Below are 20,028 nucleotides of genomic sequence, written 5' to 3'. Positions count from 1 at the left end.
TATGGCAATCTCTTCTGCCTCACACAACAGATTACGGAATGCCGGCCATGGCTAAGCGCAAGCGCACAGAGACAATCTCGTTGCGAGTTGATCGCGGGATAAAGTTGCGCATCGAGGCGCTGACCGCGGTTCGGGAGCTTTCTGCGACTTCGATGCTTGAACAGCTAATTTATCATTCGGCGCAGGAACAGCTCGTGATGCCGGGAGAGGCGGCAAAACCTATACCTGGCTGCGATGGCCTTATATCCTTAGAAGACGCGATAACATCTGCGGAACACGAAATAGCTGCCCTGATTAAAATTAGATTATATTTTTTAGCACCGTCAGCAGTATCGACAAAAGACAAATTTATAATTCTAACTATATTGGATAACTTGGATATATTTTCAGGTATTACCCAGGTTTTTGATGAGCAGGATCATAGTGCTTTATTTAACCCTTCTTTCAAGTCGCCTGCGCTTGATATTGCCAAATTGGAAAAGTATGAGGGGGTTTTAGAGAAGTGGCATGAGTTTAGAGTTAAAAATCCATCTTTTAACTTTACCTTTGAGTCTTTTATTTCAATTGCTAATGGTGCTTAGCATCTGCACCGCGGCTGCTTTCACATCAGGGGCAAGGTGGGCGTAGCGGAGGGTCATTTTGATATCCGTATGCCCCAGTAGATCCCGAACGGTATTAAGCGGTATGCCAGCCATCACTAGGCGTGACGCGAAGTCGTGGCGCATATCATGCCAACGAAACCCATCGATGCACGCCTCCTGTAGCAGCTTGAGCCAAGCGCTTTTAACATCTTCCATCCGGCCACCTTCCAACCCCGGGAATACAAAAGCCGATTCTCCGCTCTGATCCTTCCAAGTCTTAAATGTGTTGAATACTTCGGCGTTCATCGGTACGTGGCGAGTTTCAGAAGTCTTTGCAGTGTCGCCGCCGACTGTAATTGTCTTAGTCTCGAAGTTTACCATCGGCCAAGTTAGGCTGAACAATTCGCCACGCCTCATTCCGGTATTAAGCGATACTATAATCATCGGTTTCAGATGGTCGGTAAATGCAAGTTCTCGCAGGTCTGGATACAACTCTTTTCGTCTTTCTGAACGCCATTGGTTTGCGCTGTCACGTTCTAAGCAAGCTCGATACTCTCGAGCCTCCAGTGCGTTTCTAAGGTTGCGGGCTTCATCTTTAGACAAGTAACGGACTTGGCCTTTGGTATCGACTTTCAGTGGCTTGATCTTGTCCAGGGGCGAGGAGGGTAGATATTCCCAATCGACGGCGCGGGAGAACACGCCACTGATAGCCCCCATCTTCCTATTGGCCGTGGATGCCTTGTTGCCGGAGTTCAGCCAGTCCGTACGGAGCTGCTCCAGATCGCGGGCCGTGATTGCGTCAAGGCGCTGGGGCATGATCGCATCGAAGTTGTTATCCAGAGTGTGCAGTGTTTTTTCATACCCCCTGTGGTGCGCCTTGAACCACGGTAGGTACGTGTCATCAATGAATGCCCGTAGCGTTGGGAGTCCCGCGCCTTTGCGGCCTTGGGTCACTGCCAGCGGCTCGCCGTGCTCGTGGGCATCGGCAAGGTAGCGTGCAGCATCGGTGCGCGCCTGGGCCAGCGTTAGCTTTCCAACGCGCCCTAACGAGCGTTCCCGGTTCCTCGCCCACGAAACCATATAGGACATATGCCCGCTTGGTTGTACTCTGATGAACAGGCCTGGCTGGTCCGTGTCGAAGACGCGGTAGTGCTTCTCTTGGGGTGCTAGGCTGTTGATTAGTTTCTGTGTGATTTTGGCTTTCATGTCCGTACCAGCAGGATACCAGCGAAAAGCACAGTACCAGCCAGTACGAAGAGACGCAACCGGACGGTTTGGCCTAATGAATGCGGGGTAATGGCTGGTTTTGTTGGGCATAATTTGACCCTCCTAAGGGGAAGGTTGGCAGTTCGAACCTGCCCTGGGACACCATCTATTTCATGGCGCCTTGCGCAACGTAGCGTTTGAAACCTGAATGGGTTTGCGCTCCGTCAAAAGAATCAGAATGCCTTTCTGTTAGTACCTGGTACCCGCTCGCACACTACCTGCTGATTCGTTTCCAGAGGCTTTGACACCCATGGATGAAGAAGAGCTGTCGAGGCCGCAAGCGATCAGTTTTCGTGAGGCGTTCTGGTTCTGGTTGAAGCTCGGCTTCATCAGCTTCGGTGGGCCGGCGGGGCAGATCTCGATCATGCATCAGGAACTGGTGGAGCGGCGGCGCTGGATATCCGAGCGTAGATTCCTGCATGCCCTCAACTACTGCATGTTGCTCCCAGGGCCAGAGGCTCAGCAGTTGGCAACCTATATCGGCTGGCTGATGCATCGAACCTGGGGCGGGGTGGTTGCTGGCGTGCTGTTTGTGCTGCCCTCATTGTTCATCCTGATCGCTTTGTCGTGGATGTACATCGCCTTCGGCGAAGTGCCTGTGGTGGCTGGGCTTTTCTATGGCATCAAGCCTGCCGTAACCGCCATCGTCGTGCAGGCGGCCCATCGAATCGGCTCTCGGGCATTGAAAAACAATTGGCTATGGGCGATAGCGGCCGCTTCATTCATCGCAATCTTCGCGTTCAATCTTCCCTTCCCGTTGATCGTTCTGGGCGCCGCGCTGATCGGCTATGTCGGCGGCCGCCTGGCGCCCGAGAAGTTCAGGGTCGGTGGTCATGGCGCCGCCAAAAAGTCCTTCGGCCCGGCCTTGATCGATGACGACACCCCGACCCCGGAACATGCCCGATTCAGCTGGTTGAAACTGGTATCGCTCGCACTGATTGGCGCCGCACTGTGGGCATTGCCGATGGGGGTTTTGACCGCATTGTATGGCTGGGAAGGCACCCTGACCCAGATGGGCTGGTTCTTTACCAAGGCGGCGCTGCTGACATTTGGCGGTGCGTATGCCGTACTTCCCTATGTCTATCAAGGTGCAGTCGGCCATTATGGCTGGCTGACACCGACACAAATGATCGATGGCCTGGCGCTAGGTGAAACCACACCCGGACCGTTGATCATGGTCGTGGCGTTCGTCAGCTTTGTCGGGGCGTATGTCGCACAGGTGTTCGGTAGCGATCACGTTTTTCTGGCTGGAGCTGTCGCAGCCTCCCTGGTGACCTGGTTTACCTTCTTGCCCTCGTTCCTGTTCATCCTGGCGGGCGGCCCGTTGGTGGAATCGACCCATAACGAGCTCAAGTTCACCGCACCTCTCACTGCGATTACGGCAGCAGTCGTTGGTGTGATTCTCAATCTGGCGTGTTTCTTCGGCTATCACGTGCTTTGGCCGAAGGGTTTTAGCGGCAGCCTCGATTGGCCCTCTGCACTGATCGCGATTGCAGCGGCAATTGCCTTGTTCCGCTTCAAGCGGGGTGTGATTCAGGTGCTGATGGCCTGTGCGGTCGTCGGCCTGGCCGTGCATTTGCTGCGCTAAATGAAGTGAGAGTCAGATAACAGTCTTTGGCGGGCGTCGGGCCCGCCAAATCGCCCGGTAGATGAGCCCTCTCAGTCTAAAGGTAACGGTACTGTTGGCCGATAACCCGTACGGTCATGCTCTTCTTCTTAACATTGCCTGGAAATCTTCGATGCTGTCGTATCACCAAAAGAGTTTTCTGATCGTCGATGATTTCTCGGATTTCCGCAGTTCCGTCAGGTCCATGCTGCGTGAGCTGGGCGTCAAGGACGTGGATACCGCGGACACGGGCGAACAGGCGCTACGTATGTGTTCGCAGAAGTCCTACGATTTCATCCTGCAGGATTTCCATCTCGGCGACGGTAAAAAGAACGGTCAACAGGTCCTCGAAGACTTGATGATCGAGAAGCTGATCAGCCATGAAAGTGTGTTTGTCATGGTCACTGCCGAAACCAGCCAGGCCATGGTGCTCAGTGCGCTGGAGCACGAACCGGACGCCTACCTGACCAAGCCGTTCAACCGTTCTGGCCTGGCTCAGCGCCTGGAGCGTCTGGAGCAGCGCAAGAATTTGCTCAAGCCGATCCTGCAAGCACTCGACCGTGGCAAGCCGCTTGAAGTGCTCAATGCTTGTATCGAGCTGTGCAAGAAGGACATCCGTTATTCGCCGCTGTGCCTGCGCTACCGCGCGGATGCATTGCGCGACTTGAATCAGAACGAAGCGCTGGAGCGCCTCTACGACAGCATCATTGCTGATCGGCCGTTGCCGTGGGCGTTTGCCGGGTTGGGCCAGTTGCTGTTCAAGCGTGGCCAGGTCAGCCAGGCCAAGGGCATCTACGAAAAAGCCCTGAAAGTGTTTCCGATGATGCCGGCGCTGTATGACGGCATGGCCGACGTGCTGGTGGTCGAAGGCGACACCCGGGGCGCACAGAGAGTATTGGAAGAGGCCATTCGCCTGTCGCCACTGGCGGTGCGTCGGCAAGCGCTGTTGGGCAAACTGGCGATGACCAACGAAGATTTCGACACTGCCTCCCGGGCTTATCGCCAGGCGGTGTCCCAAGGCGCTCAGTCGCGCTTCAAGGATGCGGAAAGCAATCTGGGGTTGGCCCACGCCTTGATCTGCAAAGGCAGCGAGAAAGGGTTGGATACCCGCACCCGCCTGGAAATCAACACGACGCTCAGCCTGGTGGCCAAGGAGAATCCTAGCGACCCGGGCTTGCAGATTCGTGCGCGTCTGATGAAAGCCACCAGCCTGTTGCTCAACGATGCCGAAACTGCCGAGAAGCTCACCGAACAAGCAATGATGCGCCTCGACGGTATGGAACAATTCATGAGTGCCGAGGCGGCGCTGCTGGTAGCCAAGCAGTTGCAAATGCTTGGTCAGGCGGGTGCCGGTGCGTCGATGTTGAAAAACTGCGCGGAAATCTACGGTGACGATCCGGTGGTGATGAAGGGCATCGCCAAACTGACCGATGACCCGACGATCCTCAGTTCGAGCAGCGCGGCGGCCGACCTTAACCGTCAGGGCGTGCGGGTGTACAAGACCGGCAACTTGGTGGAGGCCCGTGCGGTATTTCGCAAAGCGCTGGCGATGCAGCCGAAAAACATCAGTATTGCCCTGAACATGGCGCAGTCGCTGCTGCACGGTACTGATACCAGTGTGCCGTCGGCCGAAATCGAAGAATGTCGGGTCTGCCTGAAAATGGTCGGATTGATGCCCGATACCGACGCGCGTTATCCGCGCTATCAGAAACTGAAAATCAAGGCGTTCGGCGGATGAGCCAAGCCAACCCGGCACTGGATTTCTCGACGGTGATTGCTTCCACCGTGCACGACATGAAGAACTCGTTGGCCTTGCTGATTCAGGCTCACAGCCAGTGGCTGGCCCGCTTGCCCGATCCGGCGCAGCACAGCCCGGAGCAGGGCGTCATCGAGTATGAGTTCGCGCACCTCAATGGCATGCTGGTGCAGTTGTTGGGCCTGTACAAGCTAGGCGTCAATCAGCTGCCGGTGCAACCGGCCTACCATGATCTGGATGACTTTCTCGAAGCGCAACTGGCGAGCCATCAAGAGGTGTTCGCCAGTCGCGGCATTCTCGCGACCTATGAAGTCGACCCGTTGTGCCCGCTGGGTTTCTTCGACCGCGAGCTGGTTGCCTCGGTGCTGGCCAACATCATCAACAACGCCATTCGTTACGCGCGCGAGTCACTGCTGATCAGCGTCAGTGACGAGGGCGGCCAGTTGGTGCTGACCATCAACGACGATGGCGACGGTTATCCAGCCGAGATGATCGAGTTTCAGGCTGACTATGTGCCGGGCATCAATTACAGCAGCAGTAGCACCGGTCTGGGCCTGTACTTTGCCGGGCGGATCGCCGCGCTGCATCAGCGCAATGGTGTCGGCGGAAGCACCCGGCTCAGCAATGGCGGCCCGTTGGGCGGCGGTGTGTTCAGCCTTTACCTGCCCTGACGGTTCTTTATTGTGTGGCGCTGCTTGATATTCTGAACAGGTGGAGCCTATTTTGTACGGGTCGCCGTTTGCGGCTCGCACAACGAAGGATTGCGTCATGACTACCGATGGACATCGTTCACTCGCCCAGCGATTGGCGGGCATTGATGAGATTGAATGTGTCACGCCGGACTTGAATGGCGTGCCTCGGGGCAAAGTCATGACGGCCAAGGGCTTCCTTGAAGGACGTCGGTTGCAGTTGGCGCGGGGTGTGCTGCTGCAATGCATCATGGGGGGCTATCCACCTGTACGTTTTTACGGCAGCGATGATGGCGACCTGGCGTTGGTGCCTGACCCTGCGCACATCTATCGCTTGCCCTGGAGCCAGCAGCCTCGGGCGTTGGCCATTTGTGATGCGGATGAATTGAGCGGTGAAAGCTCAAGTCTGTCGACCCGCGGCCAACTCAAGTCAGTGATCGCGCGCTACGCAGCTCGCGGTCTGGCGCCGGTGGTGGCGACCGAGCTGGAGTTCTTCGTGTTCGCGCCCAATCCCGACCCGACTCAACCGTTCCAGCCGCCACTGGGCCTGGACGGTCGTCGTGAGGTCGGTCAGTCGGCGTTCAGTGTCAGCTCCAATAACGGCTTGCGGCCGTTCTTCAGGGAAGTCTACGCATCCATGGCGGCGCTGGGCTTGCCGCGCGATACCTTTATGCACGAAATGGGTGTGAGCCAGTTCGAGATCAACCTGCTGCACGGCGATCCGCTGCTGATGGCCGACCAGACGTTTCTGTTCAAGCACCTGCTCAAGGAAGTCGCGCTCAAGCATGGCTTGAACGTGGTGTGCATGGCCAAGCCGCTGGCGCACACGCCGGGTAGTTCGATGCATATTCACCAAAGCATTGTCGACATCGCCACCGGGCGTAACGTGTTCAGCGACGAGGCCGGTCAGCCGACTGCCATCTTCCGTCACTTCATCGGCGGTCTGCAGGCCAGCATGGCCGACTTCACGGCGCTGTTCGCACCGAACGTGAACTCTTATCAGCGCTTGTGCCACCCGTACGCGTCGCCGAATAATGCCTGCTGGTCCCACGACAATCGTGCCGCCGGGTTGCGCATTCCGGCCAGTTCACCGGTCGCTCGTCGGGTCGAGAACCGTTTGCCGGGGGCCGACGCCAATCCGTACCTGGCCATCGCGGCCAGCCTTGCCGCCGGGTTGTACGGCATTGAAAACCAGCTGGAGCCCAGCGAGGCGGTCCAGGGTGAGTTTGAAGTGCCAGATAATCTTTCGTTGCCGTGTACCTTGCATGCGGCTCTTGAGCGTCTGAAACGTAGCCAATTGGCGAAGGAACTGTTTGGCAATGAGTTCATCGAAGGCTACATCGCTTCGAAGTCCATGGAGCTGACCAGCTTCTTTGATGAAATTACCCCCTGGGAACGGCGTGTTTTAGCAACCCAGGCCTGACGCTTCGTCGTCTTCAGTCTATTGTTTCGGTAGTCTGATCCCCACTGCAAGGAGCCGCTCGGAACGCCGATGCGCCAAATCTGGAAATCCTTTCGAGCGCTGTATTTCGCCTCGCTGATGATGTTGATCGGCTCGGGCCTGTTAAGCACTTACCTGGCCTTGCGCCTGGCAGCCGATCACGTCGACAGCTTGTGGGTCGGTGCGTTGATGGCGGCCAACTATTTCGGCCTGGTGCTGGGCGGCAAGATCGGTCACCGACTGATTGCCAGGGTCGGGCATATACGTGCGTATGCCGCGTGCGCCGGGATCGTCGGCGCGGCGGTATTGGGCCATGGGTTGACTGACTGGCTGCCGGCCTGGCTGTTCCTGCGGGTGATTGTCGGTCTGGGCATGATGTGCCAGTACATGGTCATCGAGAGTTGGCTCAACGAACAAGCCGATGCCAACATGCGCGGCAAGGTATTTAGCGGCTACATGATCGCGTCTTATCTGGGGTTGGTACTGGGTCAGCTGATACTGGTCATGCACCCCGGCCTGGGCCTGGAACTGCTGATGCTGGTCGCCTTGTGCTTCGCCCTGTGCCTGGTGCCGGTGGCACTCACTCGACGAATTCACCCGGCGGCGTTGCACCCGGCCCCAATGGAGCCGCGCTTCTTCATCAAGCGCGTGCCGCAGTCATTGAGTACGGTGTTGGGGGCAGGGTTGATCGTAGGGTCGTTCTACGGTCTGGCGCCGTTGTATGCGTCCCAGCAGGGGTTGTCCAACGAACAGGTCGGCCTGTTCATGGGTAGCTGCATTTTTGCCGGCCTTTTGGTGCAGTGGCCGTTAGGGTGGCTGTCTGACCGCTATGACCGGGCGCTGTTGATTCGCTGTTTTGCCTTCAGCCTGGCTTTGGCCGCGTTGCCGCTGGCGATCTTGCAGACCGTGCCGATTGAGGTGTTGTTCATCTCCGGGTTCCTGTGTTCGCTGGTGCAGTTCTGCCTGTATCCGTTGGCGGTAGCATTCTCCAATGACCACGTCGAAGGAGATCGCCGGGTCTCGCTGACGGCGATGCTGCTGGTGACTTACGGTGTCGGCGCCAGCATCGGGCCACTGGTCGCCGGGGTGCTGATGAAGCTGTTCGGCAGCCACATGCTCTATGCATTTTTCAGTTTCTTCGCGCTGGTGCTGGTGTGGCGGATCCGCCCGAAAGCGGTCACCAATTTGCATCAGGTCGACGATGCGCCGCTGCATCACGTGGCCATGCCGGACAGCATGTCGAGTTCGCCGCTGGTGGCGTGTCTTGACCCGCGTGTCGATGAGCAGGTCGTGCAGGAGCAGATGCACAGCCCGCCCCATCCGGAGTCGGATTCAGAGCCGGAACCGGAAGCAGATCCGACGCCACGGGAAGATCCGGACTCAGGACGCGAACAAAGTTTTACTGAAGCCAGACCCTGATTTTTGATGCATAAAAAAACGGGCAGTCACCGCAAGGGACTGCCCGTTTTTTTGTTGACGCGTCGTATCAGAAGTCGTCTTTGTCGAAGCGCCGTGCTTCACGCTGAAGCTGGTACACGAACCGCTCGACCTGACGCTGCACCATCCCGCTCATGTTGTGAAAGCGGATACCGGCGAAGGTGGTGGAGATCTTTTCTTCGAAGTGCAGGTAACGCAATTCCGCTGGTGTGGTCATGCTGCCGAAGGGCAGGGCGGCAACGAAGCGGTCGTAGACCTGACCCAATTGCAGTTTGCCAGTGATGTCACCGTCAAAGCGCAGCTTGCAGCCGGTGGCGGAAATATCCAGCAGCTTGCCGCTGATCGGCGATTTGAGCTTTTCACCGCCCAGTTCGACCTCGACCAGTTGCGCCAGCTTCAATGCCGCCCGGAAGGCGTTGCGGCGCTGGTGGTAAACCACTTGGTCGGGGAGTTTGCCGCGATAGCAGCGCGTGTTGTCGGATTCGTCAATGCTCAGTGGACCGTTGCTTTCCCAGGCGATGCGCACGCCCTCATGGAAGCCTTCGACCCGAAACGATTCGCCCGCCAGCAGATAGCGTTCGCCATCGCGGGGCACCATTTCGTCCAGGGCGATCATGTCGGCGTCACGATCGACATCTACCAGATAGCTCTGGAAACGCTGGTTGCGTTCATGGAACGTAATAATCAGCGGGTCATGACTCTCTTGTAGTTGCCGAAGGTTGCCAGCGATCTCCATTGGTGTGGAAAGCACCTTGGGTGGCTGTGGAGCATCTTCCGCGTTTAAGGCATTGGACACGGTTCATCATTCTCCGGACAAAATATGTTTGCGCATTGCCAGTATATTGCCAGCATGTGGCGCGCCTAGATAGAGCGAACTCATCGACAGGTTCAAGCCTGGCTGAGCGGGCGTGGCTTTGCTAACTTGGAGGTTGATCCGCGGGCATCGTAAAGCGCAGGTGGTTCGCCGCCGGTGAGGATTTTCAGCTGATTGGCCGTGGCGGCCTGCTGAATCAGGATCGACTGGCCATTATTGACATTGATTGTCTGGCACTGAGTCAGCAGGGCTGTCAGCGCGTCACTCTGCTCCAGCAGCTGCTCACCGACACTTGATTGGCTGGCGAGTTGCTCCAGGCCCTGGCGATTGGTGGGCAGGTTGAGGCTGGCGAGGATTTCGCTGCGTTTGCGGCCATGCTGTTCGAGCAGAATGATCATTGCCTGTTTGCGCGCCAGAATGTCTTCGAGCAGTGGCATGTCGCGACCATGCAAGGCGAGGGACTCGGTTTGCAGTAATTCCAGCAAGTGTTGCGCTGGAGCAAAGTCGTCGATGATCAGTTGCAGTAAATTAGTGTCGTGCATGGCTGGCCTTGGGTTTTAAGCGTCCAAAAGCCTGGCGCAGGCCGTGGCCTAGCGCTGGGCTTCGAAGTTGAGCAGTTTGCTGGCTACACGGTTGCTGTCGACTTTATAGCTGCCATCGGCAATCGCTGCTTTCAACTCGGCCACGCGGGCGTTATCGACGGCAGGTTGATCGCGCAGCTTGTCAGTGACCTTCTGCAACTGCTGAGCCTCATTGCTGAGGTGTACCGATTCCCCGCTTTTGGCGGTACTGGCCTGTTCGGCCGGGGTATTCAGCGGCGCGGATTTGCCGGCTTCGGCAGTGTCCTTGTTGGCGCTGGTACGCGTACTGCCGGTAAGTGACGAGGAACTGTTCAAACGGCTGAAATCGATGACCATGATAAAAAACCTCTGGGAATTTGGACGCTTGCCATGTTTTCGGCTCTCCCTGCAAAAACTTTAGGCCCATTTATCAATGAGCGTGCATGCGCCGGCGCATTTCCTGCGTGCGGCACAGTTTAGGGAACAGCCACGGTCAGCGCCATGTTTTCACCCACAGAGATCTCTACATGGCCACTTCCACCTGGCCCGGCGCGATGACCTGCGCCTTGATGACCCGTTGGGAGTTGAGGTTTTTCACCCGAATCTGTTCACGCAAGCCTCCATTCGACAGGGCTTCGCCCGGCATGCGCACGCTGAGCGTACCACTGCGGGCGGTAATCACCACCTGGTCGCCCTTGGTGATGACTTCGGCCTGTTCGAGATGAACCTGCGTCAGGACCTGATCGGTGACCGTTGGTCGGGTCAGTTTCTGTCCGATCGCCTGATCCATAGAGGTGAAGTACCCCTGGCTGATCAGGCTGATGTCTCGTTCGCGCAGCACCACGTCACCCTGCTCGATAAAGCCGGCTCGCTTGAGCGGCCGAGTGGTGGTGACGACGTCGCGAAACAGGCGGACTTGAGCGGGTACGAAGACAGTCCAGGGGGTGGTGCTGTCGCAACGGACCTTGACCGTGACCCGGCCAATCGGGGTCGCCGGGCTCTCTAAAGTGGCTGTCAATTCCTTGTCGCACAATGGCATGCGCAGACGCGGATCGAGCTGATTGACCTGAATCTCATAGCGACCTTCGGTTTGGCTGGTCGCCAAATAGTCTTCGACTGTGAACTCAAGAAAGCCCTGAGTGACGCCGATAAGCATGTCAGGCAAGGTAACTGCGTCAGCAAGGGCAGGGCTGCCAGCGTTGAACAGGCAGACGGCCGATATCGCACAAAGCCATTGGCGAGCGATTGATGTCAGGCGTCGAAAAAATGTCGGTTCTGTGTTCATAAGCGTTAAAAAGCAAGCGCCGTGCCGTTTTGTGATGACAGCGCGTCGCAACACACTCAAGCGTTGTGTAGGAGTCGGTGCATGGCTGGTGTAATGGATGCGGTAAACCAGCGCACGCAACTGGTAGGGCAGAATCGCCTTGAGCTGTTGTTGTTCCGTCTCGACGGCCAGCAGCTTTATGGGATCAACGTGTTCAAGGTTCGGGAAGTGCTGCAATGCCCCAAACTCACGCTGATGCCCAAATCCAGTCCTGTCGTGTGCGGTGTGGCAAGTATCCGGGGGGCGACCATTCCGATTCTTGATCTGGCGATGGCGACCGGCTCCGGCGCGTTGAAAGATCAAAGCAGTCCGTTCGTGATCATCACGGAGTACAACACCAAGACCCAGGGTTTCCTGGTGCGCTCGGTGGAGCGCATCGTCAACATGAACTGGGAGGAGATTCATCCGCCACCCAAGGGCACGGGGCGCGATCATTACCTGACGGCTGTGACACGGGTCGACAACCAGCTGGTCGAAATCATCGACGTCGAAAAAGTGCTGGCGGAAGTAGCGCCGACACCGGAAGCGATTTCGGTCGGTGTGGTCGATGTCGAAACCCAGCACAAGGCCTTGTCCTTGAAGGTCTTGACGGTCGATGACTCGTCGGTGGCGCGCAAACAGGTGTCTCGTTGCCTGCAAACCGTCGGCGTTGAAGTGGTGGCGTTGAACGACGGCAAGCAAGCACTGGATTACCTGCGCAAGCTGGTCGACGAAGGGAAAAAGCCGGAAGAAGAGTTCCTGATGATGATTTCCGACATCGAGATGCCGGAGATGGACGGGTACACGCTGACGGCCGAGATCCGCAACGACCCTCGCATGCAAAAGCTTCATATCATCCTGCATACTTCGTTGTCGGGGGTTTTCAATCAGGCGATGGTCAAGAAAGTCGGTGCCGATGACTTCCTTGCCAAGTTCCGTCCTGATGACCTGGCATCCCGGGTAGTCGACCGGATCAGAGCAGCAGACATCAGCTAGGGGCCTTCTGCCCCCGGTGGTTCACACGATTTAAGAGGCGGCATCTTTGTCTACGGGTAATTTGGATTTCGAACAGTTCCGGGTCTTCCTGGAAAAAGCCTGTGGCATTTTGCTCGGTGAAAACAAGCAGTACCTGGTCTCGAGCCGTCTCAACAAACTGATGGAACAGCAGGGCATCAAGTCGCTGGGTGAGCTGGTCCAGCGTATTCAGACCCAGCCACGCAGCGGTTTGCGCGAGATGGTGGTGGATGCCATGACCACCAACGAAACGTTGTGGTTTCGTGACACCTATCCCTTCGAAGTGTTGAAGAACAAGGTGTTGCCGGAAGCGATCAAAGCCGCACCCGGTCAGCGCTTGCGGATCTGGTCGGCGGCCTGTTCGTCGGGTCAGGAGCCCTACTCGCTGTCGATGTCCATCGATGAGTTCGAACGCGTCAACCTGGGCCAATTGAAGATGGGCGCGCAGATTGTGGCCACCGATCTGTCCGGCACCATGCTGGCCAACTGCAAGACCGGCGAGTACGACAGCCTGGCGATTGGCCGTGGTCTGTCGCCCGAGCGCCTTCAGCGTTACTTCGACCCGAAAGGGCCAGGGCGCTGGGCGATCAAGGCGCCGATCAAGAGCCGGGTGGAGTTTCGCTCGTTCAACTTGCTGGACAGCTACGCAGCTCTGGGCAAATTCGACATCGTGTTCTGCCGCAACGTGCTGATCTACTTCTCCGCCGAGGTGAAGAAAGACATCCTGTTGCGCATTCACAGCACGCTCAAGCCAGGTGGCTATTTGTTCCTCGGCGCTTCCGAAGCGCTGAACGGTTTGCCGGATCATTACCAGATGGTCCAGTGCAGCCCGGGGATCATTTACCAGGCGAAGTGATTGTTCACCGGCAATACAAAAAAACGGGAGTCCTCAGGGGCTAATGCCGATCAGTTAAGCCCTTTCGCTTGACCTTTGGCCGCAAGAAATCAAAATCCGATGCCTGTATCGGCATCGGATTTTTTTCATGTGCAGTTCAAGCCCGTCATCAGATCAGGGGTCCGGACATCCTTGAACAATAGATATTGCTTGTCGCCCTCCCATGAAGATGACAGGCGCTTGGCAATATCAATCAAAAGTATATTTCCCCTCTACCATGAATATCGGTTCTCTCCAGTTAGGGCCCCTCCTAATCCCGGTTCCATCCATTTTTACAAATCCAGCGTCACGCATTTTCCAAACAAGATGCAATAATCCCATGTTGTCTCCCACATGCGCCCAACTAGCCCGATTATAAAGCCCGTCAAGCCGAGGAAGATCGATACCTAGTTCATTTTTGGTAAGAAATAGAATTACCTCTTCAGGTTTCTCGTTGAGCACGATGGTTGTTATGACACTCATTGCTTTGCCCCTCCCAACTGTTTGTATTCTCTCTCTGTCTGCTTGTTATCTGCTTCTATAGCTTCAGGCGTGTAGAGCAACTCAAACTCACCCTTTAGTTTGTAGTCTTCTAGTGTTGCGGCGTGAGTATTATTCCAAATGACACCGCCATCATTCGGCTTTACACCATCCGCCACACCTAATGCTCTGAAACGTTCAAGCTCTCTCAGCTCATGAGTATAGAAACGTTTGTCGATAGCCGTAGTTATCAATTCACCTCGCAGATTTTTTTCCAATCGGTCAACCATGATGGCATTGGCGTCCGAAGGGTCGAAGCGGCCCGTATGCAATTTGACAAGGTCAATACCCGCTTTCGTCACGGTAGCATTGGTCCAATCCAAATCCAGAATTGGGCCTCCAGCTTTGGCAGGATTGAAAAATCGACCGCTGTACTTCCCTCTCGTGGTAGCCCCTTCATAAGGACTATTGAAAACAATGTAAATCGGCGGCAAGCCGCTGTTGACCGGAAAGCAGTAAATACAATCCCTGAAGTCGGGTAACTCGAACGCAGGCAATGGTTCGGGCCGCACGAGTAGTGGCAACAGTTCAACGCCACTGTAATGCGGTACTTCCACTGGTCTAGCAGGTGAAGTTGTCGAACTGCTTTCCCAGTGGATAATTGGAAAACCGAGGGTGATGGGCGGTGTGTCGGCGGAGGTGAAACTGTAGCTGTTAGTCTTCTGGTCGAACTCCAGCGCCCGAACTGGCACCGCTGATGAAATGCTCCCTCCCGCCGGTGTTGCAACGAGGGTGTATTGGCCAAGGTCACCATAAATCCGGTAGGGAAGATCGATGGTTCCTTCGGTAGCGGCGATTTCATTCAGGTTAGACGGTGCATCTGGCAAGACTGTACTGCCAGATAGTTTGAGAGCCGTTTGAGGATAACGCTCGCCGTTACCCAGAGCGGGTGAATAGAGCAAAGCCCCGATCCCAATCGCCGTCGCTCGACTGAGAAGTACGTCCCCCAGCCCTGTCAACAACAAAATGCTTTTACGGATGGCTGCCTCGAAGGTCCAACCGTCCGCGTTTTGGAGAGTAGCGGCACCCGCCACAGTGACCACCTGCGCGGATTGACTAAGGGTTAAATTGAAACTGTAGGCAGTTTCACCTCTAGCCAAGGCAGAATGGATCGCAGCATCTATAGCTGGAGAAGCGTCCTCTAAAATGGAAACAGCCTCGACAAGGATTCGTTTAATGTAGGCGGCTGTCAGAGATTTCAGAAAGTTTTCGTAATAGGCTCGGCGCTCCTCCTCGTGTTCTACTGTATCCAAATAAGCCGCGAATAACTCGGCACTTTCCATACTGTCCAATGACAATGCATCTATGCCAAAAAAACTATCTGCTTCATACCAGCTGCTACTCATTCTAATTTGTTGCAGGAGCTTGACAATAATGGCTTTCTTTTTTAAGGCGTCCTCCAGTTTATTGAATGGGTGGGTATCAGTAGACGAGCCTATGCGCCCCTCTATTTCATTTCGCACGCCCGACGTGCCATTCGAAAAAACACTTCCTATCTGATCTTGCACCGAATGTGCTATGGCTACCAACTGTGCATATGCGTCGCGCTCTTGGTTGATGGTTTCAATTTTGTGAGCCACAGTAATCGTCGGAATAGCTCCATTCCAATTCAGAGCGCTGTCAAAATTTGATATATCGATAGATTTTTGCATGCGGCATTCCTTGCCATGATTTGAATTCCAATTAGCAGAAGCGCCTAGTTATGCCGCAACAAGGGCGCCACATCAACAGTAGAATATTTACTGTTGATGTCGTGATTGAAGATTGGGTAATTACAATGTGAGCGGGCTGTATTTGGCTGCGTAGCAGTCATCGCCAGCTCCTACAACGACCGGCGCACGATTCGAGAAAGCGGCAGAAAAGCGGCAGATGGCGGAGACCGGTTGCCGCTTTTCTGGCATTGCCGCCTTGCCACTCCCCGCAAAGCCCCGGTTTATGGGCTTTTTTTATTTGGCACGCCGCTTGCTTTGTCTCTGTTACGAAAAATCAGGTCACCCGAAGGTTTCCCGACATGAGCATCAGCTTCGATAAAGCGCTCGGTATCCACGAACAAGCCCTGGGCTTTCGCGCTCAGCGTGCCGAAGTCCTGGCCAACAACATCGCCAACGCCGACACCCCGAACTACAAGGCTCGGGATCTGGACTTCTCGAAAGTGCTCGCCGCACAAAACGAGAAAACCAAGAGCGGTACTTTTGCCTTGAACATGACCAACAGCCGTCACATCGAAGCTGAAGGCCTGGGCAATGGCGACGAGTCGCTGCTGTATCGCACGCCGATGCAACCGTCGATCGACCAGAACACCGTGGACGCCCAGCTGGAACAGTCGAACTACGCGGAAAACGCCGTCGGCTTCCAGGCCAGCTTCACCCTGCTCAACAGCAAATTCAAAGGGCTGGTATCAGCCCTGCGCGGAGAGTAAGTCATGTCCCTATCCAGTGTTTTCAACATTGCCGGTAGCGGCATGAGTGCTCAAACCACTCGCTTGAATACCGTGGCCTCGAACATCGCCAACGCCGAAACCGTTTCGTCGAGCATCGACCAGACCTATCGCGCCCGTCACCCGGTGTTCGCCACCATGTTCCAGGGCGGCCAGAACGGCGGTAGCGATTCGCTGTTCCAGAGCCAGGACGCTGCCGGTCAAGGCGTGCAAGTACTGGGCGTGGTCGAAGACCAGAGCAACCTTGAAGCGCGCTACGAGCCGAACCATCCGGCTGCTGATGCCAAGGGCTACGTCTACTACCCGAACGTCAACGTCGTCGAAGAAATGGCCGACATGATTTCCGCGAGCCGTTCGTTCCAGACCAACGCCGAAATGATGAACACCGCCAAAACCATGATGCAGAAGGTCCTGACTCTCGGTCAGTGATAAGGGGCGACTCTGATGAGTGTTATCGATACGACCAGTGGCTTGAGCCTCAATGATGTTTTGGCCAATTCTTCGGTCAAGACCAACAATACCAGCAGTGATGGTCTGGCTTCAGCGACCCAAAGTGCCGCTGGTAAAAAAGAGTTGGGCAAAGACGCGTTCCTGCAATTGCTGGTGACCCAGCTGAAAAACCAGAACCCGCTTGAACCGCAGGACAACGGCGCGTTCGTCGCTCAGTTGGCGCAGTTCAGCAGTCTGGAAGGCATCACCACGCTGAACGATACGGTCAGCGGCATTGCCGGCAATTACAACTCCTCGCAAGCGTTGCAAGCCTCTTCGCTGGTAGGCCGCTCGGTTATCGCCCAGACCGACACCGCAGTGGTTGATACCTCCAAGAGTTTCAACGGTACGGCAGTCGTGCCGGCATCGACGGACCCGGTGACGGTCAAGATCACCGATGCCGATGGCAAAGTCGTTCGCACCATCGACCTGGGCAGCCAGCCAGCCGGCAACGCCAGTTTTATCTGGGACGGCAAGAACGATGCGGGCGAAGTGGCCGCGGCCGGAACGTACAAGTTCGCCGCCACCGCGACTTACGACAGCCAGGCGACTTCGCTGGTGACTTACCTGCCGGCAACCGTCAACAGCGTGACCATCAGCCAGACCGGCGGTGAGTTGATGCTGAACCTGGCCGGCCTGGGCAGTGTTGCCCTGTCCAAAGTACAAACCATCGGTATATAGAGCCGACTAACACGGCACAAAGGAGTGGAATATGTCTTTCAATATCGGCCTTAGCGGTCTCTATGCCGCCAACAAACAACTGGACGTAACCGGCAACAACATCGCCAACGTCGCGACCACCGGTTTCAAATCCTCCCGTGCAGAATTCGAAGACGTGTACTCGGCCACCCGCCTGGGCACCGGCAGCAAGACCATCGGCAACGGCGTGCGCCTGGCCAACGTTTCCCAGCAGTTCAGCCAGGGCGACGTGAGCAACACCGGCAACGTGTTGGACATGGGTATCCAGGGCAACGGTTTCTTCATCCTCAGCGACAACGGTTCGATGAGCTACACCCGTGCCGGCACGTTCAAGACTGACGCCGAAAATTACGTGGTCGATAACAACGGCAACCGTTTGCAGGGTTATGGCGTAGACGCCAACGGCAAGATCATCAACGGCGTGCTGACCGACTTGAAAATCGATACGTCGAACCTGACACCGCATGCGACCACTCGTGTCGATCAGACGATGAACCTGAACTCCTCGGACGCACTTCCAACCGTGACGCCGTTCAACGTCAAAGACACCAACAGCTACAACAAAACCATTTCCACCCCTGTGTACGACACGCAGGGTAACAAGCACTCGATGGACCAGTACTACGTAAAAAATCCGGGGGCCAACTCCTGGACTGTTTACACCTACATGGACGGCCGCAGCCCAAGCGACCCGACGCAAAACCCACCGGAGCCGATGATAGCGGACATCACCTTCAATCCGGATGGCAGCATCAATACGCTGACGACCCCTCCACCTCCAGCCACGGGATGGACGCTGACCGGTACCACGCTGACCATGACAGGCTGGAAGCCGGGCGTGGTGGTTGACGCCAACGCCAACCCGCCAACCTGGGCCCTGAACGGCTCGGACGCCGCTGCTGGCGGTGTTGCGTTCGACATGGGTAAAACCACTTCGTACGCTTCACCGACCGCACGTACTGCGCAGTACCAGGACGGCTATGCCACTGGCCAGATTTCCAGTCTGACCATCGACGAAAGCGGTGTCATGACCGCCAATTTCAGCAACGGGCAAACCAAGGCCGTCGGCCAGGTAGCCGTGGCCAGCTTCGCCAACGAACAAGGCTTGCAGCCAATTGGTGGTACCCGCTGGAAAGAAACCTACTCTTCGGGCGTGGCCGGCGTCGATGCACCGAAAACCGGTACGCTGGGTTCAATCGTGTCCAACTCGCTGGAAGAGTCCAACGTCAACCTGACCAACGAACTGGTTGATTTGATCAAGGCGCAGAGCAACTACCAGGCGAACGCCAAGACTATCTCCACCGAAAGCACCATCATGCAGACCATCATTCAAATGGCTTGATGCCTGATAGCGCTACTTGAAGAACCCCTCGTAAGAGGGGTTTTTTTATGGGCGGGATTTGTCTCGGGTCCTGACATCCTGGTTGTCTGTATTGGCCTTATCGCGAGCCGGCTCTCAGCTTTGTAGTTGTTCGAGCTGACGCCATCGCGGGCAAGCCTTGCTCCTACAAGATTGGTGCCGTGTCCAACAAACGCGGCAGACATAAACTCTGTAGGAGCAAGGCTTGCCCGCGATGGCGTCATCGTCAGCACCACAAAACTACCTGGCAGCCACCTCAGCCACTTTCACCGAAGGCTTCAACACCAACCACAACGCCGCTGCAATCAATACCCCGCCATAGATATGCGCCATGGACAACGGCTCATCCAGCAACAATGCTCCCCACAACACCCCGAACGGCGGGATCAGGAAGGTCGTGGTCATCGACTTCACCGGCCCGACCGAGCTGAGCAAACGGAAGTAAATGATGTACGCAAGCGCGGTACACACCAGCCCCAACCCAAGCAACGACAACCAGACATTCCAGCCACCCCAGCTCGCTGGAGGATGGCTGATCACGCTGTACCCGAACAGCGGCAACAGAAACAGCGTCGCCCCCAGCATGCTGCCTACCGCAGACAAACGGCTGTCGAGTCCGCCGGCCTGATCCAGCCAGCGGCGGGCGAGGAAACCGGCAAAGCCATAACAGGTGGTGGCGAGCAGGCAGGCGAGGGCGCCCATCAGCAATTGCATGTCGAACGCGACCGGGCCCGCGCGAGTCAGCACGCCAACACCGAACAATCCGAGGAATACTCCGCCGAGCTTGGCGGCGGTGAGTCGTTCATGAAAGAACAACCCGCCGATCAGCACGCCCATCAGCGGTGTGGTGGCGTTGAAAATGGCCGAATACCCGGCCGGCAGCACTTGGGCGGCCACGGAATAGAGCGTCGCCGGAATTCCGGAGTTGATCACCCCGAGTAGCATCACTGTCTTGAGTTTGCCTTTGAAATCCCAGCTGATGCGCATCAACCCGAGAATCACCAACAAGCCGGCAGCGGCAATCGACACGCGGAAAAACGCAGTGGGGATTGTGCCAATCACTGGGGCGATGATGCGCATGAACAGAAAGCTCGCACCCCAAATGGCCGCCAGTGACAGTAAACGGACGATATCGACGGGGTTCACGGTGCTCTCCTTCCTT

20 protein-coding genes are annotated in these 20,028 nt (G+C 56.3%); 12 read left to right on the top strand and 8 right to left on the bottom strand.

Going from position 1 to position 20,028, the window contains the following annotated elements; translation table 11 throughout:
- Nucleotides 1-47 precede the first annotated feature (47 nt).
- Nucleotides 48-581: a hypothetical protein gene (locus AC1DWM_RS27955; RefSeq protein WP_477796659.1), complete on the top strand. Its 534-nt coding sequence runs from the start codon at nucleotides 48-50 to the stop codon at nucleotides 579-581.
- Here AC1DWM_RS27955 and AC1DWM_RS27950 read toward each other — a convergent pair.
- A complete protein-coding gene (locus tag AC1DWM_RS27950; protein ID WP_477796658.1) occupies nucleotides 561-1,787 on the bottom strand; it encodes a tyrosine-type recombinase/integrase in 1,227 nt (408 codons plus the stop codon). The two genes, AC1DWM_RS27955 and AC1DWM_RS27950, sit on opposite strands and share 21 nt — an antisense overlap.
- Before the next feature lie 310 nt (nucleotides 1,788-2,097).
- Between AC1DWM_RS27950 and chrA the strand changes: the two genes are divergently transcribed.
- From chrA to AC1DWM_RS27925, 5 genes are all read left to right on the top strand, one after another.
- Nucleotides 2,098-3,435, top strand: a complete 1,338-nt coding sequence (gene chrA / locus AC1DWM_RS27945) for a chromate efflux transporter (protein WP_223516167.1) — start codon at nucleotides 2,098-2,100, stop codon at nucleotides 3,433-3,435.
- A gap of 151 nt (nucleotides 3,436-3,586) precedes the next feature.
- Nucleotides 3,587-5,191, top strand: coding sequence for a tetratricopeptide repeat-containing response regulator (locus AC1DWM_RS27940; protein ID WP_223516169.1), 1,605 nt, complete (start codon nucleotides 3,587-3,589; stop codon nucleotides 5,189-5,191).
- Complete coding sequence (locus AC1DWM_RS27935) at nucleotides 5,188-5,880, top strand: sensor histidine kinase (protein WP_477796657.1); 693 nt, start codon at nucleotides 5,188-5,190, stop codon at nucleotides 5,878-5,880. The genes AC1DWM_RS27940 and AC1DWM_RS27935 overlap by 4 nt, the downstream gene beginning before the upstream one ends.
- Before the next feature lie 199 nt (nucleotides 5,881-6,079).
- On the top strand, nucleotides 6,080-7,321 hold the full coding sequence (locus tag AC1DWM_RS27930) for a glutamine synthetase family protein (protein WP_477796673.1): 1,242 nt from the start codon (nucleotides 6,080-6,082) through the stop codon (nucleotides 7,319-7,321).
- Between the two features lie 69 nt (nucleotides 7,322-7,390).
- The gene (locus AC1DWM_RS27925; protein ID WP_477796656.1) at nucleotides 7,391-8,758 is read left to right on the top strand and encodes an MFS transporter; all 1,368 of its coding nucleotides are present in this window, start codon (nucleotides 7,391-7,393) and stop codon (nucleotides 8,756-8,758) included.
- A gap of 67 nt (nucleotides 8,759-8,825) precedes the next feature.
- On the opposite strand, the gene AC1DWM_RS27920 is transcribed toward AC1DWM_RS27925, so the two are convergent.
- From AC1DWM_RS27920 to flgA, 4 genes are all read right to left on the bottom strand, one after another.
- The gene (locus AC1DWM_RS27920; RefSeq protein WP_223516174.1) at nucleotides 8,826-9,572 is read right to left on the bottom strand and encodes a flagellar brake protein; all 747 of its coding nucleotides are present in this window, start codon (nucleotides 9,570-9,572) and stop codon (nucleotides 8,826-8,828) included.
- A 92-nt stretch (nucleotides 9,573-9,664) separates the two neighbouring features.
- Nucleotides 9,665-10,132 carry a flagella synthesis protein FlgN gene (locus AC1DWM_RS27915; protein WP_223516176.1) on the bottom strand — a complete coding sequence of 156 codons (468 nt, stop codon included), beginning with the start codon at nucleotides 10,130-10,132 and terminating at the stop codon, nucleotides 9,665-9,667.
- A 48-nt stretch (nucleotides 10,133-10,180) separates the two neighbouring features.
- Nucleotides 10,181-10,507 (bottom strand): flagellar biosynthesis anti-sigma factor FlgM, encoded by a 327-nt coding sequence (flgM, locus tag AC1DWM_RS27910; protein WP_027923951.1) that lies wholly within the window; start codon nucleotides 10,505-10,507, stop codon nucleotides 10,181-10,183.
- Between the two features lie 166 nt (nucleotides 10,508-10,673).
- Nucleotides 10,674-11,435, bottom strand: coding sequence for a flagellar basal body P-ring formation chaperone FlgA (gene flgA, locus AC1DWM_RS27905; protein WP_477796655.1), 762 nt, complete (start codon nucleotides 11,433-11,435; stop codon nucleotides 10,674-10,676).
- An 81-nt stretch (nucleotides 11,436-11,516) separates the two neighbouring features.
- Here flgA and AC1DWM_RS27900 point away from each other — a divergent pair, with 81 nt between their 5' ends.
- Together AC1DWM_RS27900 and cheR are read left to right on the top strand one after the other, a co-directional pair.
- Nucleotides 11,517-12,449: a chemotaxis protein CheV gene (locus AC1DWM_RS27900; RefSeq protein WP_223516180.1), complete on the top strand. Its 933-nt coding sequence runs from the start codon at nucleotides 11,517-11,519 to the stop codon at nucleotides 12,447-12,449.
- A 46-nt stretch (nucleotides 12,450-12,495) separates the two neighbouring features.
- A complete protein-coding gene (gene cheR, locus AC1DWM_RS27895; RefSeq protein ID WP_223516182.1) occupies nucleotides 12,496-13,323 on the top strand; it encodes a protein-glutamate O-methyltransferase CheR in 828 nt (275 codons plus the stop codon).
- A gap of 228 nt (nucleotides 13,324-13,551) precedes the next feature.
- On the opposite strand, the gene AC1DWM_RS27890 is transcribed toward cheR, so the two are convergent.
- Together AC1DWM_RS27890 and AC1DWM_RS27885 are read right to left on the bottom strand one after the other, a co-directional pair.
- Complete coding sequence (locus AC1DWM_RS27890; protein ID WP_223516184.1) at nucleotides 13,552-13,824, bottom strand: hypothetical protein; 273 nt, start codon at nucleotides 13,822-13,824, stop codon at nucleotides 13,552-13,554.
- A complete protein-coding gene (locus AC1DWM_RS27885; protein ID WP_223516186.1) occupies nucleotides 13,821-15,533 on the bottom strand; it encodes an S-type pyocin domain-containing protein in 1,713 nt (570 codons plus the stop codon). The genes AC1DWM_RS27890 and AC1DWM_RS27885 overlap by 4 nt, the downstream gene beginning before the upstream one ends.
- A gap of 359 nt (nucleotides 15,534-15,892) precedes the next feature.
- On the opposite strand from AC1DWM_RS27885, the gene flgB reads away from it, so the two are divergent.
- Genes flgB through flgE form a run of 4 tightly spaced genes read left to right on the top strand, consistent with a single transcriptional unit; the run spans nucleotide 15,893 to nucleotide 18,848 of the window.
- Nucleotides 15,893-16,300, top strand: a complete 408-nt coding sequence (gene flgB / locus AC1DWM_RS27880) for a flagellar basal body rod protein FlgB (RefSeq protein ID WP_223516188.1) — start codon at nucleotides 15,893-15,895, stop codon at nucleotides 16,298-16,300.
- A gap of 3 nt (nucleotides 16,301-16,303) precedes the next feature.
- Nucleotides 16,304-16,747 carry a flagellar basal body rod protein FlgC gene (flgC, locus tag AC1DWM_RS27875; protein WP_123432836.1) on the top strand — a complete coding sequence of 148 codons (444 nt, stop codon included), beginning with the start codon at nucleotides 16,304-16,306 and terminating at the stop codon, nucleotides 16,745-16,747.
- A 15-nt stretch (nucleotides 16,748-16,762) separates the two neighbouring features.
- Nucleotides 16,763-17,488, top strand: coding sequence for a flagellar hook assembly protein FlgD (gene flgD / locus AC1DWM_RS27870; protein ID WP_477796654.1), 726 nt, complete (start codon nucleotides 16,763-16,765; stop codon nucleotides 17,486-17,488).
- A 31-nt stretch (nucleotides 17,489-17,519) separates the two neighbouring features.
- Complete coding sequence (gene flgE / locus AC1DWM_RS27865) at nucleotides 17,520-18,848, top strand: flagellar hook protein FlgE (RefSeq protein WP_223516192.1); 1,329 nt, start codon at nucleotides 17,520-17,522, stop codon at nucleotides 18,846-18,848.
- Between the two features lie 258 nt (nucleotides 18,849-19,106).
- Here the strand turns inward: flgE and AC1DWM_RS27860 are convergent, their stop codons facing one another.
- Nucleotides 19,107-20,012 carry a DMT family transporter gene (locus AC1DWM_RS27860; protein ID WP_223516194.1) on the bottom strand — a complete coding sequence of 302 codons (906 nt, stop codon included), beginning with the start codon at nucleotides 20,010-20,012 and terminating at the stop codon, nucleotides 19,107-19,109.
- Nucleotides 20,013-20,028: the final 16 nt, after the last annotated feature.

It is taken from the genome of Pseudomonas sp. P4_C8 (assembly GCF_056401975.1).
Note: the sequence above shows the minus strand (reverse complement) of the source record. Positions and strands in the feature narration are given on the sequence as shown.